The sequence below is a fragment of the Nocardia altamirensis NBRC 108246 genome, from assembly GCF_001612685.1.
Classification (GTDB): domain Bacteria; phylum Actinomycetota; class Actinomycetes; order Mycobacteriales; family Mycobacteriaceae; genus Nocardia; species Nocardia altamirensis.
Window position 1 is genome coordinate 69,839 of the sequence record NZ_BDAY01000045.1, and the last position, 18,538, is coordinate 88,376.

An 18,538-nucleotide genomic window follows, 5' to 3' on the forward strand; every position below is an offset into this window, starting at 1 on the left:
GCGCGGTGAAGGTGGGGCGGTGAGATCTTAGGATGGCGCCTGTGCCCGGTATGGTTGGCGCGCCGTTGAGATCGATGAGGAGCCGGTTGTGTCGGACACGTTTGTTGTTGCTGCTCGAATTCCCATGGGGCGGGAGGGGTTCGAGCAGTGGTTGGAGACACCTGTGTCGGGATCGGAGGTTATCGAGAATCACGGCGCGATGTATGACGGGTGGTTCTGGGACGGTAAGGCGCCGGATTGGGGGCAGGCGGAGGCGGGGATTACGCCTCGGGGGTATTTCGCCGACTGTTTCGGGGAGGACACCGGTGGGCTGACATACGTGTTGAGGTATCGGGAGGGGGCGCTCGAGGCGTATTTGATGCACTTCGGGTTCTGTGAGTCGAACGTCTATACCGCGCTGGTGATGCTCGCCGCGGCAGGGCGGTTGAGCTCCGACGTGGCGCCGAGCGTGGTGTTGTTCTGGGCCGAGACCAGCGGGTCGATGTTCGCGGCCGATTCGGGCGGATGGCTGGCGACGCTGTCGGTGGGTGTCGACGGGGCGCGGTTCGCCGCCGATCTCGATCTCACCGCAACGATCGCGGAGTTGCGGACGGCCGAGGCGAGCTACTTCGATTTGCTGGTCCGGTTGGCCGAGGTGGAGGAAACGGTTGGCGCCGAAGGCGGGTCGAGGTTCGCAGCGATCACCCGCGATCCACGGTATGTCGATGCTGCGGTCCTCGCCGCGAGCTGAGCCGGGGGCACGGTGCCCCGAATGTTCGTCGGCGGGACGGGCCTGCTCCCCGATGGGCTAGCGGAAAGCGTTGGTCACGAGGCTGTTCGGTGGAGGCGGGGTAGGGCGGCGAGGATGTAGATGCCGGTGAAGATTCGCCACCAGACGAAGGGGTCGAGGGCTAGGCGTTCGGCTGTTCCGCCGCCGAGGCCGAGGTGGTTGGGGGCGAGGCTGGCGATCATGCCGATGAGGGTGAGGATGATCAGGACGATCGTGACTGTGGTGTAGGGGCGGTTGGCCGGGAAGACGCGGGCGGCGATGATCATGATCGCTAGGCCGGTGAGGAGTTCGAGGTAAGCGCCGGTGGGGTGGAGGATGATGCGGAGCTGGTGGTCGCCGGGGAATTCGTCGGCGCTGCCTGGGAAGGTGCCGACCAGGACGATGCCGAGGCAGTTGAGGAGCGCGAGGTAGGGGATCGCCCGGGCGAGTGGGGATTTGGGGAGCAACGGGGTGAGGAGGAAGGTGGCGGCGACGAGCAGGACGCCGAGCAAGACGAACTCGGTGGACATGGTGGCGTGCCAGGGGGAACAGATGTACCGGGACGGGTGGAGACCGTATTGGTGCATGTCGCCGAGACATTCGGGGACACCGAGGTCGCTGATCATGTTGTCGGCCCAGCTGTAGCCGTTGGGTTCCGGCCAGCGGGATGCGACGATCAGCTGAACGATGAAGTAGGAAACCGTCAGGATCAGCAGGACCGCACCGGTTTTCAGGCGGGCGATCACCGGCGGCAGGTGGTGGCCGGGACGGGCTTGCCCGCGAAACGGTCGGTGATCCAATGTGCTACGAGGTCGCCACGCGCCCGCCAGGCTTCATGGCCGCCTGGCAGCACGGTGTCCACGAGATTCGTGCCGAGAGTGCACATTTCGGCGACGGCCTGGTTGGCCCACTCGGTGTTGACGAGATCGTCCTTGTCGCCGCGGGAGATGAAAGTCGGGATGTCGGACGCGATCTTGGGCAGGTTTCCGCCGGACTCGTAGTCCGCGAGCGCGGCGCGTGCGGCGTCGTCGACGAACTGGGCGGCGGCCGGTGTCGCGGACTGGCCGACGGCGAAGTCGTGCAGCGTCGATTGACCGGTGCACAGGCCCTCCAGCCGCGGTGCGGCCGAGAGCAGCGGCTCGTGCAACACCTTGTCGAACGAGTAGTCCGGGTCGCCGTAGCGCACGGCCGCCACCAGGTAGGGCAGCAGCAAGTACTGGCCGACGGTCAAGGTCTGCGCCTGCGCGGCCTGCGCCAGTTCGCTGCGCAGCGCAGGCGAGAGCAGCACGTTGCCGAGGATCTTCAGTTCGGGCGCATAGGTTTTGGCCGTCTCGGCCGCGGACTCGGTGGCGCGACCGCCCTGGGAGAGCCCGACGAGAACGACGTCCTTGGTGACCGGAAGGTCGAGTGCCTGTGCGGCACGGACCGAGTCGAGCACGTCGTATCCGGAGGACGCGGCATCGAGGTACGGCGCGCCGCCGGGGCCGTCGAGGCCCTGATAGTTGGTCATCACGACCGCTCGGTGATCCTCGAGCAACTTCGAGACGGTGGTGTCGTTGCCGTAGAGCCCCGGCGAGTTCGTCGGCGCGCACTCGTCGGCGACGCCGGTGGTGCCGTGCCCGTACGCGACCAGCGGCCAACCGCCTTCCGGCGGTGTGCCTTTCGGCAGGTACACCGCGCCGGACACCTCGATGGTCGATGTGTCCGGTGCGGTGGAAAGGTAGCGAATGTAGGTGGCCGACCCGGTGACCGCGGAGATCAGCGGACCGCCGTTGGTCAACGGCCGCTGCATGAGGAGCGTGCCAGGCCGCTGCACCGGTTCGGTGCCCGCGGTGTCCTCGGCGGATCCGCAGCTCGCCGCGAGCAACAGCGTCGCCACTGCCGCCAGTGATATCCCGGTCAGTGTCCTCTTCGGTCGCACGATCAACTCGCTCCTTCGACTCTGCTGCGCACCGGTTTCGACCCCTCATCGCCACGGCCCCGGCGGTAGGCGACCGGACGGTCGGTCGCATTTATGCTGCTCGGGGCCATGGCTCGGCAAGATCAGAATGTCGGGCGAACGACAGTCGTGCACCGGTGAGTGACTGGAATCTCAGATTGTGAACCGATTCGTAACCGGGACCCTACTTCAACCCCGACCGCACGAACGCGTTGACGATGTGGCGCTGCAACAACAGATACATCACCAGCACGGGCAGACACGCCAGGCTCGCCAGCGCCATCATCGGCCCCCACTGGTCACCCTCGGTGCCCATGAAACTGCGCAGGCCGAGTTGCAGCACGCTGTTCGATTGGCGCAGCACGACGGCGGGCCAGAAGTATTCGTTCCATGCGTTGATGAACAGCAGGATGCCGAGCGCGGCCAGGGCTGGCCGCAGGTTGGGCACGACAACGGTCCAGAGGATCGACCACGAGGAGCGCCCGTCGATCTTGGCGGCCGCGACCAGCTCCTTGGGGAAGCTCGCCATGTGCTGACGCAACATCAGCACCGCAAGCGCCGAGCACAGGGTTGGCAGCACGACACCGATCAGCGAGTTGATCAGGCCGAGCTTGGTGAGCAGCACATAGTTCGGCAGCATCGTCACCTGGAACGGCACCAGCCAGGTCCCGACAAACGCCAGATACAGGACCTTTTGGAACGGGAACGTGTACATCGCGAACGCGTAGGACGCCAGCAAGGCGATGAGCAGTTGGGCGACGGCGGACAGGGCGGCGATGAAGAAGGTGTTGCCGATCAATCCGAGGACATCGACCTTCTGTGCCGCATCCGTGTAGTTGGCGATCGAGATCGGCCACGGGATCGGCGACAGCGAGGTGACGTCCTCCGGCCGCCGCAGCGAGGTGGCGAACAGCCAGTAGATCGGAAACACACACACCACGGCGGTGACCGCGAGCAGCACGTGACTGCCCGCGGTCCGAAGTCGGTCAATCATCATGGAAGGCAACCTTTTCCGAGATCCACACCAGCACCCCGGCGAGCACGCCGAATCCGGCGAACAACAGCACGCCCGCGGCCGCGCTGAGCCCGGCGTCGAAACTGTGGAAGGCGTAGTCCCACAACAGGTAATAGATGTTCGTGGTCGACTGCGACGGACCGCCCTGCGTCATCGAATCGATGAGCGGGAAGGTCAGGATGGGACTGAGCAAGACAGTGGTGAGCACGAGGAACATCACGGTGGGCGAGAGCAGCGGCAGCGTGATCCAGCGCCGGATCTGTCCCGGGCTCGCGCCGTCGACCTGGGCGGCCTCGTCGTAATCGCCACTGATGCCTGCCAATCCGGCCCACACCACCAGCACCGAGAACCCGAGCAGCTGCCACCCGGTGATCCCGATGATCACCGCGTGCGCGGTACTCGCGTCATAGACCCAGTTGTGCTTGGAGCCGAGCAGCTCGCCGACGAACCCGCCGCCGGGATGCAGCAGCCAGCGCCAGACCGCGGCCGCCGCGACGGGCGCGACGAGGAACGGCACGAAGATGAAGGCCTGGTAGATCGTTCTGGCCCTGCCGTGCACACGCTTGCTCGCCAGGGCGATGACCAGCGGAAGCAGCACGGTGAACGGCAGCATGCCCGCGATGAGCGCGCCGGTGCGCCCGATCGAATTCCAGAAGGCGGGCAGCTCCATCAGCCGCTCGTAATTGCCGGTGCCCACCGATTTCATCGGCGAGGTCGGCAGCAGATTCCATGAGTACGTGGACAATTCGACCGCCTGCACCAGCGGCCGATAGGTCCACACGACGAGCAGGAACAACGCGGGCGCCAGATACAGGTACGGCACCACGAACCGCCCCGCCCGGCGGAACCGGGCGAGGCGGGGCGAGGGCGGCACCGCGGCAGCGACCGGTTCGGCCGCTGCCTCGGTAGCGCGCGGAGCTTCGATGACGAACATCGACCTACCTGGTCTCCGCCGACAACGCGGCGAGCTGCTCGAGCACGTCCTGTTCCGCTCTGTCGTACACCATTTCGGCGGGCGTCGCCTCGATGGCGGTGGCCACCATGGTCGAACCGAAGAGGTCGATCCGGCTGTAGCCGAACCCGACCAACCCGCGGTGCCGACCGACCGGTGCCATCGGATCGATCCGATACGACAGCGCGGGTCCGATCCAGACCGGGACGCCGCCGAGCGCGGCGGCGCCGGTCAGGTGGTTGTGCCCGCAGATGATCAGCCGCACATCGGATCCCGCGATCACCTCTTCGAGCAGTTCCGGCTGCTCGAGCCGGAGGTACTCGGTGGCCGCGATGGGCGAGCGGATCGGCGGGTGGTGCAGCACGAGCAGCGTGCCGTGCTGCGCGGGTTCGCGCAGCTGATCGGCAAGCCAGTCCAGCTGATGCGGCTCCAGCCTGCCGTCGTGGCGGCGCGGCGTCGTGCTGTCCAATGCGATGACCCGCACCCCGGCAACCTCGAACACGTGATCGTGGGTGGCGTCGGGATCCGCGGTGGCGGAATCTATTCCGAGCAGCTCGGCGCCGAACGCGGTGCGCTCGTCGTGATTGCCCATCACATAGATCGCCTGCGCGCCGAGCTCCGCGGCGACCGGATCGACGGCGTCCCGCAGCCGCCGGTACGCCTCGGGGCACCCGGTGTCGGTCAGGTCACCGGAGAGCACCAGCGCGTCGATGCGCCGGCCGGACGCCCGAAGCTGTTGCAGCACATGGGTGAGATTCGCGTAGGTGTCGATCATGCCGTGCACCCGCTCACCGACGGGCCGGATGTGCGTGTCGGTCAGCTGGACGATCGTGACTGTTTCCATCGTCGGCTCACTCATGGCTGCGGCAGGAGTTTGGCGCCCTGGTCACGGGCGGCGGTCAAGGTGGACTGCGGATCCTTGCCCTGGAACACGATTGCCTCGACCGCGTCCATCATGCCGTCGCGGATCTGCAGATAGTTGCTGCCCGGCATGGAAACCCACGGCTCCATGCTCGCCAGTTGCGCGACATTCGGTTGCAGCAGTGGGTTCTTCGCCGACCAGTCCTTCAACCCGTTCGGGTCGTCCATCAACCCGGTGCGCAGTGGCAGGTAGCCGATGCCTTGCGAGATCTTGGTGTAGGCCGCCTCGCTGGTGAGGAACTTGATCAGCTCCCACGACGCGCGCTGCTTGGCCGGGTCGTTGGACAGAATGTGCAGCGACGCACCGGAATTCGTCGGAATCGTCGGCTTGCCCGCGAAGCTCGGCATCGGTGCGGCGCGCAGGTCCCACTTGTCCTTGGCGCCCGCGGTGAACGTGCCCTGGATCGCGCTGGTCTCCAGGATCATGCCGATATCGCCGCGGGCGAACGCCTCGTAGCCCTGCTTCTGGTTGAGCTTCGGCATGCTGCCCGCCTCGACCAACTGCTGATTCATCCGAGCGACCTCGACGACGGGCGCGTCGGCGAAGGTCAGCGACTTGCGGTCGGCGGAGATGACGCGGCCGCCGTTGGACCGGACCAGCGACTGGAAGCACCAGTCCTTGGCGGTCTTGGTCAGGCAGTCGACGTAGATGCCGTCCTTACCGGACTTGGTGATCGCGGCGGCCGCCTCCGACACCTGCTGCCAGGTGGCAGGCGGCTTCGCCGGATCCAATCCGGCCGCGGTGAACAGCGAGGCGTTGTAGTACAGCACCGGGGTCGAGAAGACGAAGGGGACACCGTAGGTGTGGCCGTCCCAGTCGGTGAGGGTGCGCGCGGTCGGCGCGTACGGGTGCTTGGCGCCGTCGAAATTGCGCTGCACCTCCTGCTTGGAGACCAGCGTGTCCAGCGGCTTGGCGCCGAGCTGGTGCACGGTGTAGTCCAGGTCGCTGAAGCCGAGCTGCGCCACATCCGGCGGGGTGCCTGCGACCATCTGGTTCTGGATGCTGGAGATGGTGTCGGTGGCCGGGTTCGGGCTGTTGCCTTGCGGCTTCTGCGCGGTGACCGTGATGTTCGGGAACTTCGTGCGGAAGTCGGCGATCAGCGTGTTGAAGGTGTCGGTCCACGCTCCGGCGAGTCCGTAGTTGTAGGACTCGAACACGATGGACACCTGCTGATCCGGCTTCAATTCCGGGATCTGGGCGGTGCTGGAGTTCGAATCGGTGGTGGTGCTCCCGAGTCCGCCACAAGCGCTGAGCGCGAGGGTGGTGGCGAACACCATGCCCAGGAAGGGCGCGGTGCGTTTCACGGTCTGGTTCTCCTCATGTGTTCAATGGGTCGGACGGCGTTGTCACGAGTCAGGCGACGGCAACGACTTCGGCGGTGCTGTCGCGGTGGACATCCTGTTCGGGTTCCTGCCAGGTCATGCGCAGGCCTGAGGTGGGATGGAACAGGTGGATATCGGCGGGATCGACACGCAGCCCGATGTTTTCGTCGACGTGCACGCCGGCGGGGCGTGGTGCACGGGCACACAGGGTGGTGGTGCCGGTGCTGAAGTGGACGAGCTCCTCGCTACCGAGGTTCTCCACCATGCTCACCCGGCCGCGGAGGGCGTCGGCGGTCGCGTCCAAGCGAAGCCGCTCGGGCCGGATGCCCGCGGTGACCTCGACGTCGCCGCCGAAATCCGTTGCCGTGATGGCCAATTCGGCGTCGATACCGTCGGCGACCAGGAACAGCCTGCCCGCCCGCTCGGTGACGACGCCGGGGAACAGGTTCATCGGCGGTGCGCCGAGGAACCCGGCGACGAAGGTGGACCTCGGCCGGTCGTACAGCTCGGTCGGCGTGCCGACCTGCTCCACCCTGCCCTCGTTGAGCAGCGCGATCCGGTCGGCCATGGTCATCGCCTCGACCTGGTCGTGGGTGACGTACAGGAACGTCGCGCCCAGCCTGCGGTGCAGGTCGATGAGCTCGGCGCGGGTCGCGCTGCGCAGCTTGGCGTCCAGGTTGGACAGCGGCTCGTCCATCAGGAAGGCGCCGGGATCGCGAACCATGGCCCGCGCCAACGCGACTCGCTGCCGCTGGCCGCCCGACAGCGCCGCGGGCTTGCGCCGCAACAACTCGTCGAGACCGAGCACGCCTGCCACCTCGGCCACCCGCTCGGCGATCCGCGCCCGCGGCGTGTGCCTGGCGCGCAGCGGGAAGCCGATGTTCTTGGCGACGGTCAGGTGCGGGTAGAGCGCGTAGCTCTGGAACACCATCGCCAGGTCTCGCTGTTGCGGCGCCCGGTGCGTGATGTCGTTGTCGTCCAACAGGATCAGGCCGTCGGTCGGATCCTCCAGGCCCGCGATCATCCGCAGCAGCGTGGACTTGCCGCAGCCGCTCGGCCCGAGTAGCACCAGAAATTCGCCGTCGGCGATGTCGAGGCTCACCTCGCGCACCGCGTAGGTCGCGCCGAATTGCTTCGACACCTTGTCAATCCGCAGTCGTGCCATCTGTCTTTCCTCCGCCGGGCAGTTCGCCGGCGACGATCCAGGTCGCGATGCGTGCCGCGAGTGCGGGCGAATCCTTGACCCAGGTGAAGTGGTCGCGGTGCTCGATCGGCGAATCCTCGTCGACGTGCCACTGGGTGACGCGCGCGTTCGGCATCCGGGAGACCAGGAAGTCGACGTTGGATTTGGGGCCGAGCACGTCGTCGGACAGCGAGATCACCAGGACCGGGGCCGTCATCCTGCGCAACAGCGTGTTGTACTGTCGCACAGCGCCTTTCGGCCGGTAGTAGCTGGTCAGCGAGTGCATCGCCCAGTCACGCATGACACCGCCCGGCATCGGGGCCGGGATCAGCACGCCGCCGGGCCAGTGGCCCTTCCAGCGCGACACCAGTCCGATCCACTGGATCTGGCTCAGCGCCTCCCACCAGCGCTTCGCGCCGAACGCCCACCAGAAGACCGTGCCGGTGCCGATGACCGTGACCCCGGCGACCTTGTCGGGTTCGGCGGCGGTGAATAACAGCGCAACCTGCCCACCCAGGCTGTGCCCGAACAGGTGCAGTGGCGCCTCGGGGAAGCGTTGCCGTACCGCGTCGACGATCGCGGGCATGTCGATCTCGAGCATCTCCCGGTAGCCGAAGTTGCGAGCCAACCCGAGTTCGGGCTGTGCTTCGCCGTGCGCCCGCAGATCGCAGGTGGCGACCGAAAGCCCTTGGGCATTCAGCTCTTTCGCGAGCAGCAGATAGTTCTTCGCCTTCATCGCCATGGCGGGCAGGATCAGCACCACCGGCGCGTCGGTCTTCTTGCCCGGCAGGAAGCGGACAGTGAAGGTGACGCCGTCGCTGGTCTCGACCGACGTTGACTCGAGCGCGGTGAACTCCGAGCCCTTCTTGGGGGCCGCCGTCGTCACCGGTCCGACTCCGCGATGGTGACGTCGCAGACGTAGTCGAAGGTGAACTTGGCGACGACCACGTCGCCGTCGTCGACCAGCATTGCCTTGCCGGACAGCTCGAAACGGTTCGAGACGGTGGCGGCGAGCACCTCGTCGAGCTCGCGCCGATCCACGGTGGCGATCGCGCGGATGCGGCCGATGGCGGGTTTGCGGTAGGACGCGGTGCCCGCCCGCAGCACCAGTCGCTCGACGGTGGCCAGCCGCGGCGCGGCCGCACCGACGAACGCCGCGGCGCCGCCGATATCGGCGGCGGTGAACAGCGCGCCCGCATGCACGGTGCCCATGTGGTTACGGACCTCGTCGACGGCGGGGATCTCGACAACGGCCCGCTCGGCGCTGATCTCGGTGATGCGGGTGCCGACGTGGCGGCCGAACGGCACCATGTCCTGCGACACGGCCCGCAGGTATTCGTAATCGACGGCGGCGCCGTCGAGTTCGGGATAGGCGGCGGCGAATCCGGCGATTTCTCGGGTGGTCATGCGATGCTCCCTTCAGCGGTGTCTTCAGCGATTGCGCAGTGCGCGGCGGGCAATGGACCAACGCAGGACCTCGGAGGGCCCCTCGTAGATGCGGAAGGCTCTGGCCTCCACCAGGAATCGAGCGACGAGGTAGTCCTCGCAGACGCCGAGGCCGCCGTGCAGCTGGACGGCCCGGTCGAGCACCCGCCAGACCGCCTCGGAAACAAAGGTTTTCGCGATCGAGGCGTCGTGGCGCGCCTGCGAGGCGGTCGGCCCCTGCGCGTCGATGGTCTCGGCCGCGGTGCGGATGACGCCGCGGGCGGCGGCGATGTCGATCTCGTTGTCCGCGACCATGCCCTGGGCCAGGCCGTGATCGGCGATCGGGACACCGAAAGAGGTTCGGGTGCTGATGTGTTCGATCGCCAGGTGGTGCGCGCGCACCGCGAGGCCGAGCCAGTTCATGCAGAAGACCAGCCGGGACGGGGCGAGTCGTACCTGTGCGAGCGCCAGGCCTTGGCCCACCTCGCCGAGCACGGCGGAATCCGGGACGACGCAGTCGACGAAGGTGACCTCGCAGTGCCCGCCCGGCGCGCTCGTGTGGTCGAGTGTCGGCATCCGGCGGCCGACCCGCAGGCCGGGGTTGTCCTGGTCCACCAGGAACATGGTCGGTCCGTCGCCGGTGCGGGCCACGCAGATGGTGAAGGCGGCGCCCTGCGCGCCGGTGGTGAAGTGCTTGGCGCCGTTGATGACCCAGCCGCCGTCGGTCTCCTCGGCCACCGTCTGCAGCATGCCGGGGTCCGAGCCTGCGCCCGGCGCGGGTTCGGTCATGGCGATCGCCGACCGCACATCGCCCGCGGCGAGCGGCGCGAGATAGCGTTCCTGTTGCTCGGCATTGGCCACATGGGCGAGCAGATGGATGTTGCCGTCGTCCGGTGCCCACGCGTTCACGGCGATCGGGCCGAGCAGGCTGGCGCCCGCGGCCTCGAGCACCTGAGCCTGAGCGCGGGTGTCCAGGCCGAGCCCGCCGTAGCGCGGATCGGACAGCGGGCCGAACACGCCCGCCTCCTTGGCCTTTTTCTGCAGGTCGAGACGCAGCGCGTCGTCCATCACCCGACCGTCGACGACGACCTCGCGTTCCACCGGAACGACCTGGTCACGAATGAACTGGGTGGTCTTGTCCACCAATTGCCCCACAGTGGTCATGGCGCAAGTTTCGGGTCCGATGGGCCGTCTGAGTCGGGGCGATAGTCAACGTCGATTGTGCGAATCGACTGCGCGTTCGTCTGCGGTGCCGGTGGGGGTTGTCCGCGACGGTGATCGCGATGACGAATGCAGGCGCAGGAGGCGGCGTGCGAGAACGGACGACGTCGACTGGGTGCGGGAAGTCCCGCGGGATACAGGAGACGAGATGACCGAGTTTCCAGTACTGGTGTCGGCTCGCCACGAGGTAGCCGAGGGTGTGTTCGCGCTCGAACTGATGGCCGTCGATGGCGGCGAGTTGCCTGGCTGGACGCCGGGGGCGCACATCGATGTGGCGGTGGGCGCGGCGGGTGTCCGTCAGTATTCGCTGTGCGGCGATCCGGGGGAGCCGGACCGGTGGCGGGTCGCGGTGCTGCACGAGCCTGCGGGCCGCGGCGGCTCGGATCATCTGCGGCGGACCGCGATTCCGGGTGCGCAGCTGCAGGTGTCGGTGCCGCGCAACAACTTCGAGCTGGTGGCGCGAGACAGGTACGTGTTCGTCGCCGGCGGTATCGGGATCACCCCGATCTTGCCGATGCTCGCCGCCGCCGAGGCGTCGGGTGCGCACTGGTCGCTGCACTACGGCGGGCGGACCAAGGCGCACATGGCATTCGCCGACGAGCTGGCGCAGCGGCACCCGAATGTTGTGCTGCTGCCCCAGGATCAGCACGGCCTGCTGCCGCTCGCCGAGATCATGGCGGAGCAGGGCGATGCCGCGGTCTACTGCTGCGGGCCGGAACCGTTGCTTGCGGCCGTCGAAGCCGAGGGCGCTCGGCGCGGCCTGTCCGTCCATGTCGAGCGGTTCGTGCCGCGCCCGGTGGCGGCGGCTGTCGACGCGCCCTTCGAGGTCCGATTGGCAAGCAGCGGAAGAACCTTCCGGATCGGGGCCAAACAGACGATCGCCGACGTGCTCGAGGGTGCCAGCGTCAGCATCATCACCTCGTGTCGCGAAGGCACCTGCGGCAGTTGCGAAACCGCCGTGCTCGCGGGCGACATCGACCATCGCGATTCGATTCTCACCGCGGCGGAGCGGGCGCGCGGCAACACCATGATGCTGTGCGTGTCCCGCGCCGGATCGGATGTGCTCGTCCTCGATCTCTGACTTGCCGGTGCGTGTTTCGCGGCCGGCATGGGGTGCGCTCGACGTACCCGATCTGAAGAAAAACCGAGAAGAGAGAAAGTATTCGATGAGGAAAATCGTTGCGGTGGCCGCAGGGCTCACCGCCGCGGTCGGGATCGCTGCCGGCACCGTCGCCGCGCAGCCCGGCAGTTCGGAAGCGGTCGAGTTCACGGCCAACGCGACCGACACGCAGACCATTATCAAGACCGTCGGCGGCTCCATGGACGTCGAGGACGGTGTCTTCAAGATCAAGGCAACGGATGGCACGGTGCTCGCTGGCACCGAGCTGAAGTTCCGGGTCGACGAGTTCGAGTTCCCGATCGCCGCGAACATCGCCGACCACACGGCAACGCTCACCCCGCAGTTCGACATGAGCAAGGCGACCTACAAGCCGGTTGCCCTGCCCTTCGAGGACAAGGCGCCGTGGAAGACCGACTACGACCGTGAGCAGGCCGCCTGGAGCAGGCTCACCAGCACCATCAGCATGGGCGCCACCATCGGCACCCTCGTCGGTGGTCTCGGCGGCGCGGCCGTCGGCTGTGTCCTCGGCGGCATCATGGCCCCCATCGCGGCCATGGCCACCATCATCGGCCTGTTCGGCGCGTTCATCCCGGCCGCGGCCGTCGGCTGCCTGTTCGGCATCGCCTCCGTCGGCGCCCTCGGCGTCGTCGCCGGCCAGATCCTGGTGACCGCTCCGGTCGCGATCGGTGCGGCCATCCAGTACTTCTCCACTATCAACCAGCCGTCTATTCCTCCGGCCAAGTAGGTAGTGGGGAGGATCCCAGCAAGCGTTCGCTGGGGGACACCCGACCCCGTCCGGTCCCGACGGCCGGACGGGGTCTTCGCATGTCAACGCCGCGGGCGCAGCGCACCGGCGCCCATCGCCGCCAACAGCACGATCAGCACCGGAACGGCGAGGCCGGCGGTCAACCCGTGCGCGTGCGCGACGAGGCCGATCAGCACTGGACCGGTGAAGAACCCGAGGTAGCCGAGGATGGACACGTTGGCGATCGCCCGAGCCGTCGAAATCCCCGGCACCGCACCACTTGCCGCGAACGTGAGCGGCAGCGTGAACGAGATGCCCGCGCCGAACAGCACCAAGCCGACCAGCGCCGGGATCGTCTCCCCGATCAGCAGGGCGGCGCCGAGCCCGAGCCCGGCCGCCATGGTGCCCGCGGCAAACGGCAGGACCGGGCCGAACCGGGTCACGAGCCGATCGCCCGCGAGCCTGCCGACAAACATGGCGCCCGCGAAAAGGGCGAATCCCAGTGCCGCGACGGTGGTGTCGGCACCGGTCTCGTCTCGCAGATACACCGCGACCCAATCGTTGGCGGAGCCCTCGGCCAGTGCCACGCAGAAGGCGAGCGCGCCGAGCACGATCAGCCTGGCTGGCCAACGCCAGGTGTGCGTCGGCCGACCGTTCTGCGTGCCGATCGTCGGCCTTCGGTCGATCGACGATGGCAGCAGTCGACGCGCACCGATGGTGCCCGCCGCCGCGACCAGGACGGAAACACCGACGAAATGGCTTGCGAGCGTAGCGCCGACGTATTCCGCGCCGGCGCCGACCAGTGAGCCGCCGATCACCCCGAGGCTGTGGCAGGCGTGAATCCCGGACAGCAGCGGCCGTCCTGTCACCTGCTCGATCGCCACCCCGTGCGCGTTCATCGCGATATCGACGACGCTGTTGAGCACCGCGAAGGCGCCGACCGCAACGATCAGGCCGAGCAGGCTTCGCGCGAGCAGCAGACTCGACAGTGACACCGCGAAGAGCGGCATCGCGACCTGCAACGTCGTCCGGCTGCCGAATCGCAGCGTGACGAGCTTGCCCGCTTGCAGGCCGAGTACCGCTCCGATATTCAGCCCAGCGAACGCCGCGGCCAGGCCCGCATCGTCGAGGCCGAGCTCATCCTTCAGCGTCGGTATTCGGGCCGCCCAGGTCGCGAACAGTGCACCGGTGAGAAAGAACGTCAACCGGACCGACCAGAGCGCCGCCCGGCTTGCCGAACTGGTGGGGACGGTGGCGACCGCCGCGTCGCCGCCAGCGCCGAAGGTCACGGCGATCCTCCTAATGCAGTGCGCCGCTGGGCATCTCGATCGAGTTCCCCACCACGGTAGCGCGTCCCGTCATCGGATGAATTTGCTCCTGGTCGGCGTGTTCTCGGCGGTATCTGTGTCGGGTGGTGGGGATTCGTGCTATCGAGGACGAATGGAGCCGACGCGGTCGTCGTATGACGTGGTGATTGTGGGGGGTGGCCACAATGGGTTGGTGGCCGCCGCGTACCTGGCGCGGGCCGGGCGGTCGGTGCTGGTTATGGAGCGGCAGGGGCATACCGGCGGCGCTGCGGTGTCGGCGCGGGTATTCGACGGGGTGGATGCGCGGTTGTCGCGGTATTCGTATTTGGTGAGTTTGTTGCCCCGCCAGATTGTCGAGGAATTGGGGCTGCGGTTCGCGACGCGGCGGCGGCGGATTTCGTCGTATACGCCGGTGGGGTCGGGTGGGCTGCTCGTCGATACCGGGTCCGAAGCGCGGACCAGGGCCAGCTTTGTCGAGCTGACCGGGTCGGATCGGGATTTTGTTGCGTGGCAACGGTTTTACGGGATAACCGGGCGGTTGGCCGAGCGGGTGTTTCCCACGTTGACGCGGCCGTTGCCGTCGAGGGCCGAGTTGGAGCGGGTCGTCGACGATCCGGTGGCGTGGACGGCGCTGTTCGAGCGACCGCTCGGGGAGACCATCGAGTCGGAGTTCGCCGACGACACGGTGCGTGGGGTGGTGCTCACCGATGCGTTGATCGGCACGTTCACCCACGCACATGATGCGACGCTGCGGCAGAACCGGTGCTTCCTCTACCACGTGATCGGCGGCGGGACCGGCGACTGGGATGTTCCGGTCGGTGGCATGGGCGCGCTCACCGACGCGCTGGCGGGGGCCGCGCGCACCGCCGGTGCGGAGATCGTGACCGACTGCGAGGTGACCGCGATCGAGACCGACGGTGGCACTGCCGAAGTGCGCTATGCGGGTGGAGCGGTGGGTGCGGGCTACGTTCTGGTGAACGCGGCGCCGCACCAGCTGGCGGGCCTGCTCGGCGCGCCGGAACCGCCGAAACCCGAAGGGGCGCAACTGAAGGTCAACATGTTGCTGCGGCGCCTACCGCGGTTGCGTGATACCGAGGTCGACCCGGCGGAGGCCTTCGCGGGGACCTTTCACATCGGCGAGTCCTACGCCCAGCTGGATCGGGCCTACGGTGAGGCGGCGATCGGCCGGATACCTTCCGCGCCGCCGTCGGAGATCTACTGCCACACGCTGACCGATCCGTCGATCCTGTCGCCGGAGTTGGCCGCGCAAGGAGCGCACACGCTGACGTTGTTCGGGTTGCACACACCGGCAAAGCTTTTCGCCAAGGATCCGGTCGCGGCCAAGGATGCGCTGGTGAAAGCAACTCTTGCGCAACTGGATTCGGTGCTCGCCGAGCCGATCAGCGACTGCCTCGCGGTGGATGCGCACGGCGAGCCGTGCCTCGAGGCGAAGACTCCGCTCGATCTCGAGCGCGAGGTCGGCCTGCCCGGCGGTCACATCTTCCACCGCGACTTGGCATTTCCGTTCCAGGCCGACGACGCGGACACCGACCCGGCCACGCGGTGGGGTGTGTCGACCAGCCACCCAAACGTCCTGCTGTGCGGCGCGGGCGCAGTCCGAGGCGGCGGGGTCAGCGGCATTCCAGGTCACAATGCCGCCATGGCCGTTCTCGAACTGCGCCCGTAGTTCAGGCTCGCGTCAGTTCAGGCTCGCGTCACACCTTCGGTGCCAAGGCGATCTTCGAACTGCGTCCGGGAGTTTCGGTGGCAACGGCCGCGTCGGCCGCCTGCTCCAGGGGATAGGTGGCCTCGATATCGAGCCGAAGCACACCCTTGGCCGCCGCGGTCACCAGCTCGCCGATGAGCCGCCGGAGCTCATCGGGAGTGGCCTCCTTGCCCCGGGTAGAGCCCCAAAAACCCTTGACCACTGCCTCTTTGAAGATGAGGGTGCCAGGGTTGAGCGTCAACGGCTGCCCCGACAGCGCACCGAACGAGATGAACTGTCCCTTGGCGGCGAGCAAATCCAGCGCGGCGCTACCCGCCTTACCTGCCACCTGATCGACGACGCGCACGATCGGCGCCCCCGATGTCGCGGCCTTGGCCGCCTCGACCCAGCCTTCGGATTCGGTGTCGATGACCGGCTCGAAGCCTGCCGCGCGCAACGCCTCGACCGACTTCGGTCCGCGCACCAGGTTCAACACGTTGATATCCCGTTGCCGCGCAAGCACATTGACGAGCCGTCCGACGGCGCCGTTGGCCGCGTTGATGGCAATCCAATCGCCGGGCGCCACGTCGAGATCCTCGAGCAGCATCAGCGCGCTGAGCGGCATGGCCAGCAGCTGGGCGGCGGTCTCGTCGGGGACCGCGTCCGGCACCGGCACGACCGACGCGGCCTTGGCGACGAAGTACTCGGCCCACACCTGCTGGGCGCCGGATACCGCAATGCGCTGGCCCACAGTCAGACCGGTGACACCGGGTCCGAGCGCGTCGATCCGCCCGACGGCCTCCGTGCCGGGGATCGCGGGCAGCGGCGGCTTGTATCCATAGACGCCACGCACCGTGGCGAGGTCGTGGTTGTGGATCGGCGCGAGGATCAGCTCGATCCGCACCTGTCCTTCGGCGGGCTCGGGCAACGGCTGATCCGCAGTGGTCAGCACGTCTTTGGGCTCGCCGAAACTTTCGATGACTACCGCACGCATGATGGCTTCTCCGTTCAGTCTTCGGCGAGGACGACGTCGACGTCGATGTTGCCGCGGGTGGCGTTGGAGTACGGGCACACCTGATGTGCCTTGTCGGCCAAGGCTTGTGCGTCCTCACGGGACAGGTGGGGCAGTGACACCTCGAGGGTCACCGCGAGACCGAACCCACCCGCATCGTTGGGTCCGATGCCGACGCGCGCCCCGACGGCGGAGTCGTCGATGTTGGCCTTGGCCTGCTTGCCGACCAGCCGCAGCGCCGAGTGGAAACAGGCCGCGTAGCCCGCCGCGAACAGCTGCTCGGGGTTGGTGCCCTCGCCGTTGCCGCCCATCTCCTTCGGGGTGGCCAGGGTGACGTCGACCTTGCCGTCGGTGGTGCGTGCGTGCCCGTTGCGCCCGTCGCCGGTGGCCAGCGCCTCGGCGGTGTACAGGATCTTCATGGCTCTTCTCCTTCGTTCGGCTGAGCGGTGAGCGAATCGGTCAGGCGCCGCAACGTGCTGCGCAGCGCGAGGAATTCGTCCATGGAAAGGCCGCAGGCCACGGCCATTTCGTCGGGAATGTCGCGGGCTTCGTCGCGCAGTGCGCGCCCGCGGTCGGTGAGCTGGATGTCGACGCGACGTTCGTCGGCCGTCGAGCGTTGGCGCCGCACGAGGCCTGCCGCCTCCAGCCGCTTGAGCAGTGGAGACAGCGTGCCGGAGTCCAACGCGAGCGCGTGGCACACGTCGCCGACGCTACGCCCGTCGCGTTCCCACAGCGCCAGCATCACCAGGTACTGCGGATAGGTCAGTCCCAGCCGTTCCAGTTTCGGCCGGTAGACCGCGGTCATCGCCCGCGATGCCGCGTAGAGCGGGAAGCAGATCTGCTCATCGAGGGTGAGGTGGTCGGTCATGACCAACAACTTAGTCCGCAATTAAGTTGTGCACAACTTATCTAGAGGTGTTGTCAGTCACCCCGGTGGCGGCTCGCGGCGGCGGATGTAGAGTGTCCAGGCCGCCGACGCTGGAGGAGCAACAGTTTCCGTGCGCTCGTCCGGTCAGAAGGCTCGTGTCCGATGTGACTGTTTGGTGTTTATCTCCGAATTGCCCGACACGGCAGTCTGGTCGCTTGTACAGTCAGCCGCACGTCCCATCTCGAGGAGCCGCGTCATGGTCCGCGAAACCGATCGTTTGATCCGCACCGATGTGCCCCATTCCGCTCGAATCTGGAACTACTGGCTCGGCGGCCAGGACTTTTATGAAGTCGACCGAATAGCTGGGGAGTCAGGGACGTCGGTTTTTCCCGATATCGGTGTTATGGCGCGACAATCGCGAAGGTTCTTGATCCGCGTGGTGCGCTATATCGCGGCGGAGGCCGGCATCCGGCAGTTCCTCGACATCGGCACCGGATTGCCGACGATGCAGAACACTCACGAGGTCGCGCAGGGTGTCGCGCCGGAATCCAAGATCGTTTATGTGGACAACGATCCGCTTGTCCTTGCACATGCACGCGCATTGTTGGTCAATACCACGGACGAAGGTGTCACCGCGCTCATCGAGGCCGACTTCCATGATCCGGATCAGATAATTATTGAAGCGCGCAACATTCTCAACTTCAACAAACCAGTTGCCGTCTTGTTCATGGGAGTTCTCGGACATGCGCGTACGTGGGACGACGTTCTACGTATCACCGGCACGTTGATAGATGCCATTCCGTCCGGAAGTTATTTCGCGATGTACGAGGGCACCACTGAGGACAGTCGACTGGTCCGGCTGCAGGAGTACTACGCCAAAACCGGCGCGGTTCCTTACTATGTGCGCACTGTCGACCAGATCCGCGAAGTGTTCAAGAACCTCGAGCTCGTCGAACCCGGCGTCGTTCCGGTCAACCGGTGGCATATCGACGGCACCGAGATCGAGGACGAGTCCGCCGCGTGGGGCGGCGTCGGCCGCAAGCTCTAGCCTCTG

General features: G+C 67.1%; 19 protein-coding genes. 5 read left to right on the forward strand and 14 right to left on the reverse strand.

Translation table 11 applies throughout. From position 1 onward, the window contains the following. Window positions 1-163: 163 nt before the first annotated feature. Window positions 164-730 (forward strand): hypothetical protein, encoded by a 567-nt coding sequence (locus NA11_RS23305; RefSeq protein WP_141717782.1) that lies wholly within the window; start codon window positions 164-166, stop codon window positions 728-730. A gap of 74 nt (window positions 731-804) precedes the next feature. On the opposite strand, the gene NA11_RS23310 is transcribed toward NA11_RS23305, so the two are convergent. The 10 genes from NA11_RS23310 to NA11_RS23355 form a co-directional block, all read right to left on the reverse strand. Beyond that, complete coding sequence (locus tag NA11_RS23310; protein ID WP_069164093.1) at window positions 805-1,494, reverse strand: DUF998 domain-containing protein; 690 nt, start codon at window positions 1,492-1,494, stop codon at window positions 805-807. After that, window positions 1,491-2,669, reverse strand: a complete 1,179-nt coding sequence (locus NA11_RS23315) for a lipase family protein (RefSeq protein WP_245746102.1) — start codon at window positions 2,667-2,669, stop codon at window positions 1,491-1,493. Before NA11_RS23315 ends, NA11_RS23310 begins: the two co-directional genes overlap by 4 nt. 202 nt (window positions 2,670-2,871) lie before the next feature. Then, window positions 2,872-3,684: a carbohydrate ABC transporter permease gene (locus NA11_RS23320; protein ID WP_069164095.1), complete on the reverse strand. Its 813-nt coding sequence runs from the start codon at window positions 3,682-3,684 to the stop codon at window positions 2,872-2,874. Then, entirely contained in the window at window positions 3,674-4,636 is a 963-nt protein-coding gene (locus NA11_RS23325; RefSeq protein ID WP_141717783.1) for a carbohydrate ABC transporter permease, read from the reverse strand. Before NA11_RS23325 ends, NA11_RS23320 begins: the two co-directional genes overlap by 11 nt. A gap of 4 nt (window positions 4,637-4,640) precedes the next feature. Then, on the reverse strand, window positions 4,641-5,498 hold the full coding sequence (locus tag NA11_RS23330) for a metallophosphoesterase family protein (RefSeq protein WP_069164096.1): 858 nt from the start codon (window positions 5,496-5,498) through the stop codon (window positions 4,641-4,643). Between the two features lie 11 nt (window positions 5,499-5,509). After that, complete coding sequence (locus NA11_RS23335) at window positions 5,510-6,880, reverse strand: ABC transporter substrate-binding protein (RefSeq protein WP_084654990.1); 1,371 nt, start codon at window positions 6,878-6,880, stop codon at window positions 5,510-5,512. Between the two features lie 49 nt (window positions 6,881-6,929). Next, window positions 6,930-8,063 carry an ABC transporter ATP-binding protein gene (locus NA11_RS23340; protein ID WP_069164097.1) on the reverse strand — a complete coding sequence of 378 codons (1,134 nt, stop codon included), beginning with the start codon at window positions 8,061-8,063 and terminating at the stop codon, window positions 6,930-6,932. Next, window positions 8,044-8,967 (reverse strand): alpha/beta hydrolase family protein, encoded by a 924-nt coding sequence (locus tag NA11_RS23345; RefSeq protein ID WP_069164098.1) that lies wholly within the window; start codon window positions 8,965-8,967, stop codon window positions 8,044-8,046. The genes NA11_RS23340 and NA11_RS23345 overlap by 20 nt, the downstream gene beginning before the upstream one ends. Then, on the reverse strand, window positions 8,964-9,488 hold the full coding sequence (locus NA11_RS23350; protein WP_069164099.1) for a YiiD C-terminal domain-containing protein: 525 nt from the start codon (window positions 9,486-9,488) through the stop codon (window positions 8,964-8,966). The genes NA11_RS23345 and NA11_RS23350 overlap by 4 nt, the downstream gene beginning before the upstream one ends. Window positions 9,489-9,512: 24 nt before the next feature. Next, the gene (locus NA11_RS23355) at window positions 9,513-10,670 is read right to left on the reverse strand and encodes an acyl-CoA dehydrogenase family protein (RefSeq protein WP_069164100.1); all 1,158 of its coding nucleotides are present in this window, start codon (window positions 10,668-10,670) and stop codon (window positions 9,513-9,515) included. Between the two features lie 205 nt (window positions 10,671-10,875). On the opposite strand from NA11_RS23355, the gene NA11_RS23360 reads away from it, so the two are divergent. Further along, entirely contained in the window at window positions 10,876-11,808 is a 933-nt protein-coding gene (locus NA11_RS23360; protein WP_069164127.1) for a PDR/VanB family oxidoreductase, read from the forward strand. Between the two features lie 85 nt (window positions 11,809-11,893). Next, the gene (locus tag NA11_RS23365; RefSeq protein WP_069164128.1) at window positions 11,894-12,592 is read left to right on the forward strand and encodes a DUF8020 domain-containing protein; all 699 of its coding nucleotides are present in this window, start codon (window positions 11,894-11,896) and stop codon (window positions 12,590-12,592) included. 83 nt (window positions 12,593-12,675) lie between these two features. Here NA11_RS23365 and NA11_RS23370 read toward each other — a convergent pair whose 3' ends face one another. Next, entirely contained in the window at window positions 12,676-13,881 is a 1,206-nt protein-coding gene (locus tag NA11_RS23370; RefSeq protein ID WP_069164101.1) for an MFS transporter, read from the reverse strand. A 151-nt stretch (window positions 13,882-14,032) separates the two neighbouring features. Here NA11_RS23370 and NA11_RS23375 point away from each other — a divergent pair, with 151 nt between their 5' ends. Next, complete coding sequence (locus NA11_RS23375; RefSeq protein WP_069164102.1) at window positions 14,033-15,586, forward strand: phytoene desaturase family protein; 1,554 nt, start codon at window positions 14,033-14,035, stop codon at window positions 15,584-15,586. 28 nt (window positions 15,587-15,614) lie between these two features. On the opposite strand, the gene NA11_RS23380 is transcribed toward NA11_RS23375, so the two are convergent. Genes NA11_RS23380 through NA11_RS23390 form a run of 3 tightly spaced genes read right to left on the reverse strand, consistent with a single transcriptional unit; the run spans window position 15,615 to window position 17,484 of the window. Then, window positions 15,615-16,598: a zinc-binding dehydrogenase gene (locus NA11_RS23380; protein WP_069164103.1), complete on the reverse strand. Its 984-nt coding sequence runs from the start codon at window positions 16,596-16,598 to the stop codon at window positions 15,615-15,617. A 14-nt stretch (window positions 16,599-16,612) separates the two neighbouring features. Continuing rightward, window positions 16,613-17,035: an organic hydroperoxide resistance protein gene (locus NA11_RS23385; protein ID WP_069164104.1), complete on the reverse strand. Its 423-nt coding sequence runs from the start codon at window positions 17,033-17,035 to the stop codon at window positions 16,613-16,615. After that, entirely contained in the window at window positions 17,032-17,484 is a 453-nt protein-coding gene (locus NA11_RS23390; protein ID WP_069164105.1) for a MarR family winged helix-turn-helix transcriptional regulator, read from the reverse strand. The genes NA11_RS23385 and NA11_RS23390 overlap by 4 nt, the downstream gene beginning before the upstream one ends. A gap of 256 nt (window positions 17,485-17,740) precedes the next feature. Between NA11_RS23390 and NA11_RS23395 the strand changes: the two genes are divergently transcribed. Then, the gene (locus tag NA11_RS23395; RefSeq protein ID WP_069164106.1) at window positions 17,741-18,532 is read left to right on the forward strand and encodes an SAM-dependent methyltransferase; all 792 of its coding nucleotides are present in this window, start codon (window positions 17,741-17,743) and stop codon (window positions 18,530-18,532) included. The last annotated feature ends 6 nt before the right edge of the window (window positions 18,533-18,538 follow it).

Coding starts and splice junctions, on each gene's coding strand:
- NA11_RS23320 (WP_069164095.1), bottom strand. CDS start 3,684: ATGATGATTGACCGACTTCGGACCGCGGGCAGTCACGTGCTGCTCGCG.
- NA11_RS23325 (WP_141717783.1), bottom strand. CDS start 4,636: ATGTTCGTCATCGAAGCTCCGCGCGCTACCGAGGCAGCGGCCGAACCG.
- NA11_RS23330 (WP_069164096.1), bottom strand. CDS start 5,498: ATGGAAACAGTCACGATCGTCCAGCTGACCGACACGCACATCCGGCCC.
- NA11_RS23340 (WP_069164097.1), bottom strand. CDS start 8,063: ATGGCACGACTGCGGATTGACAAGGTGTCGAAGCAATTCGGCGCGACC.
- NA11_RS23350 (WP_069164099.1), bottom strand. CDS start 9,488: ATGACCACCCGAGAAATCGCCGGATTCGCCGCCGCCTATCCCGAACTC.
- NA11_RS23355 (WP_069164100.1), bottom strand. CDS start 10,670: ATGACCACTGTGGGGCAATTGGTGGACAAGACCACCCAGTTCATTCGT.
- NA11_RS23360 (WP_069164127.1), top strand. CDS start 10,876: ATGACCGAGTTTCCAGTACTGGTGTCGGCTCGCCACGAGGTAGCCGAG.
- NA11_RS23365 (WP_069164128.1), top strand. CDS start 11,894: ATGAGGAAAATCGTTGCGGTGGCCGCAGGGCTCACCGCCGCGGTCGGG.
- NA11_RS23375 (WP_069164102.1), top strand. CDS start 14,033: ATGGAGCCGACGCGGTCGTCGTATGACGTGGTGATTGTGGGGGGTGGC.
- NA11_RS23380 (WP_069164103.1), bottom strand. CDS start 16,598: ATGCGTGCGGTAGTCATCGAAAGTTTCGGCGAGCCCAAAGACGTGCTG.
- NA11_RS23385 (WP_069164104.1), bottom strand. CDS start 17,035: ATGAAGATCCTGTACACCGCCGAGGCGCTGGCCACCGGCGACGGGCGC.
- NA11_RS23390 (WP_069164105.1), bottom strand. CDS start 17,484: ATGACCGACCACCTCACCCTCGATGAGCAGATCTGCTTCCCGCTCTAC.
- NA11_RS23395 (WP_069164106.1), top strand. CDS start 17,741: ATGGTCCGCGAAACCGATCGTTTGATCCGCACCGATGTGCCCCATTCC.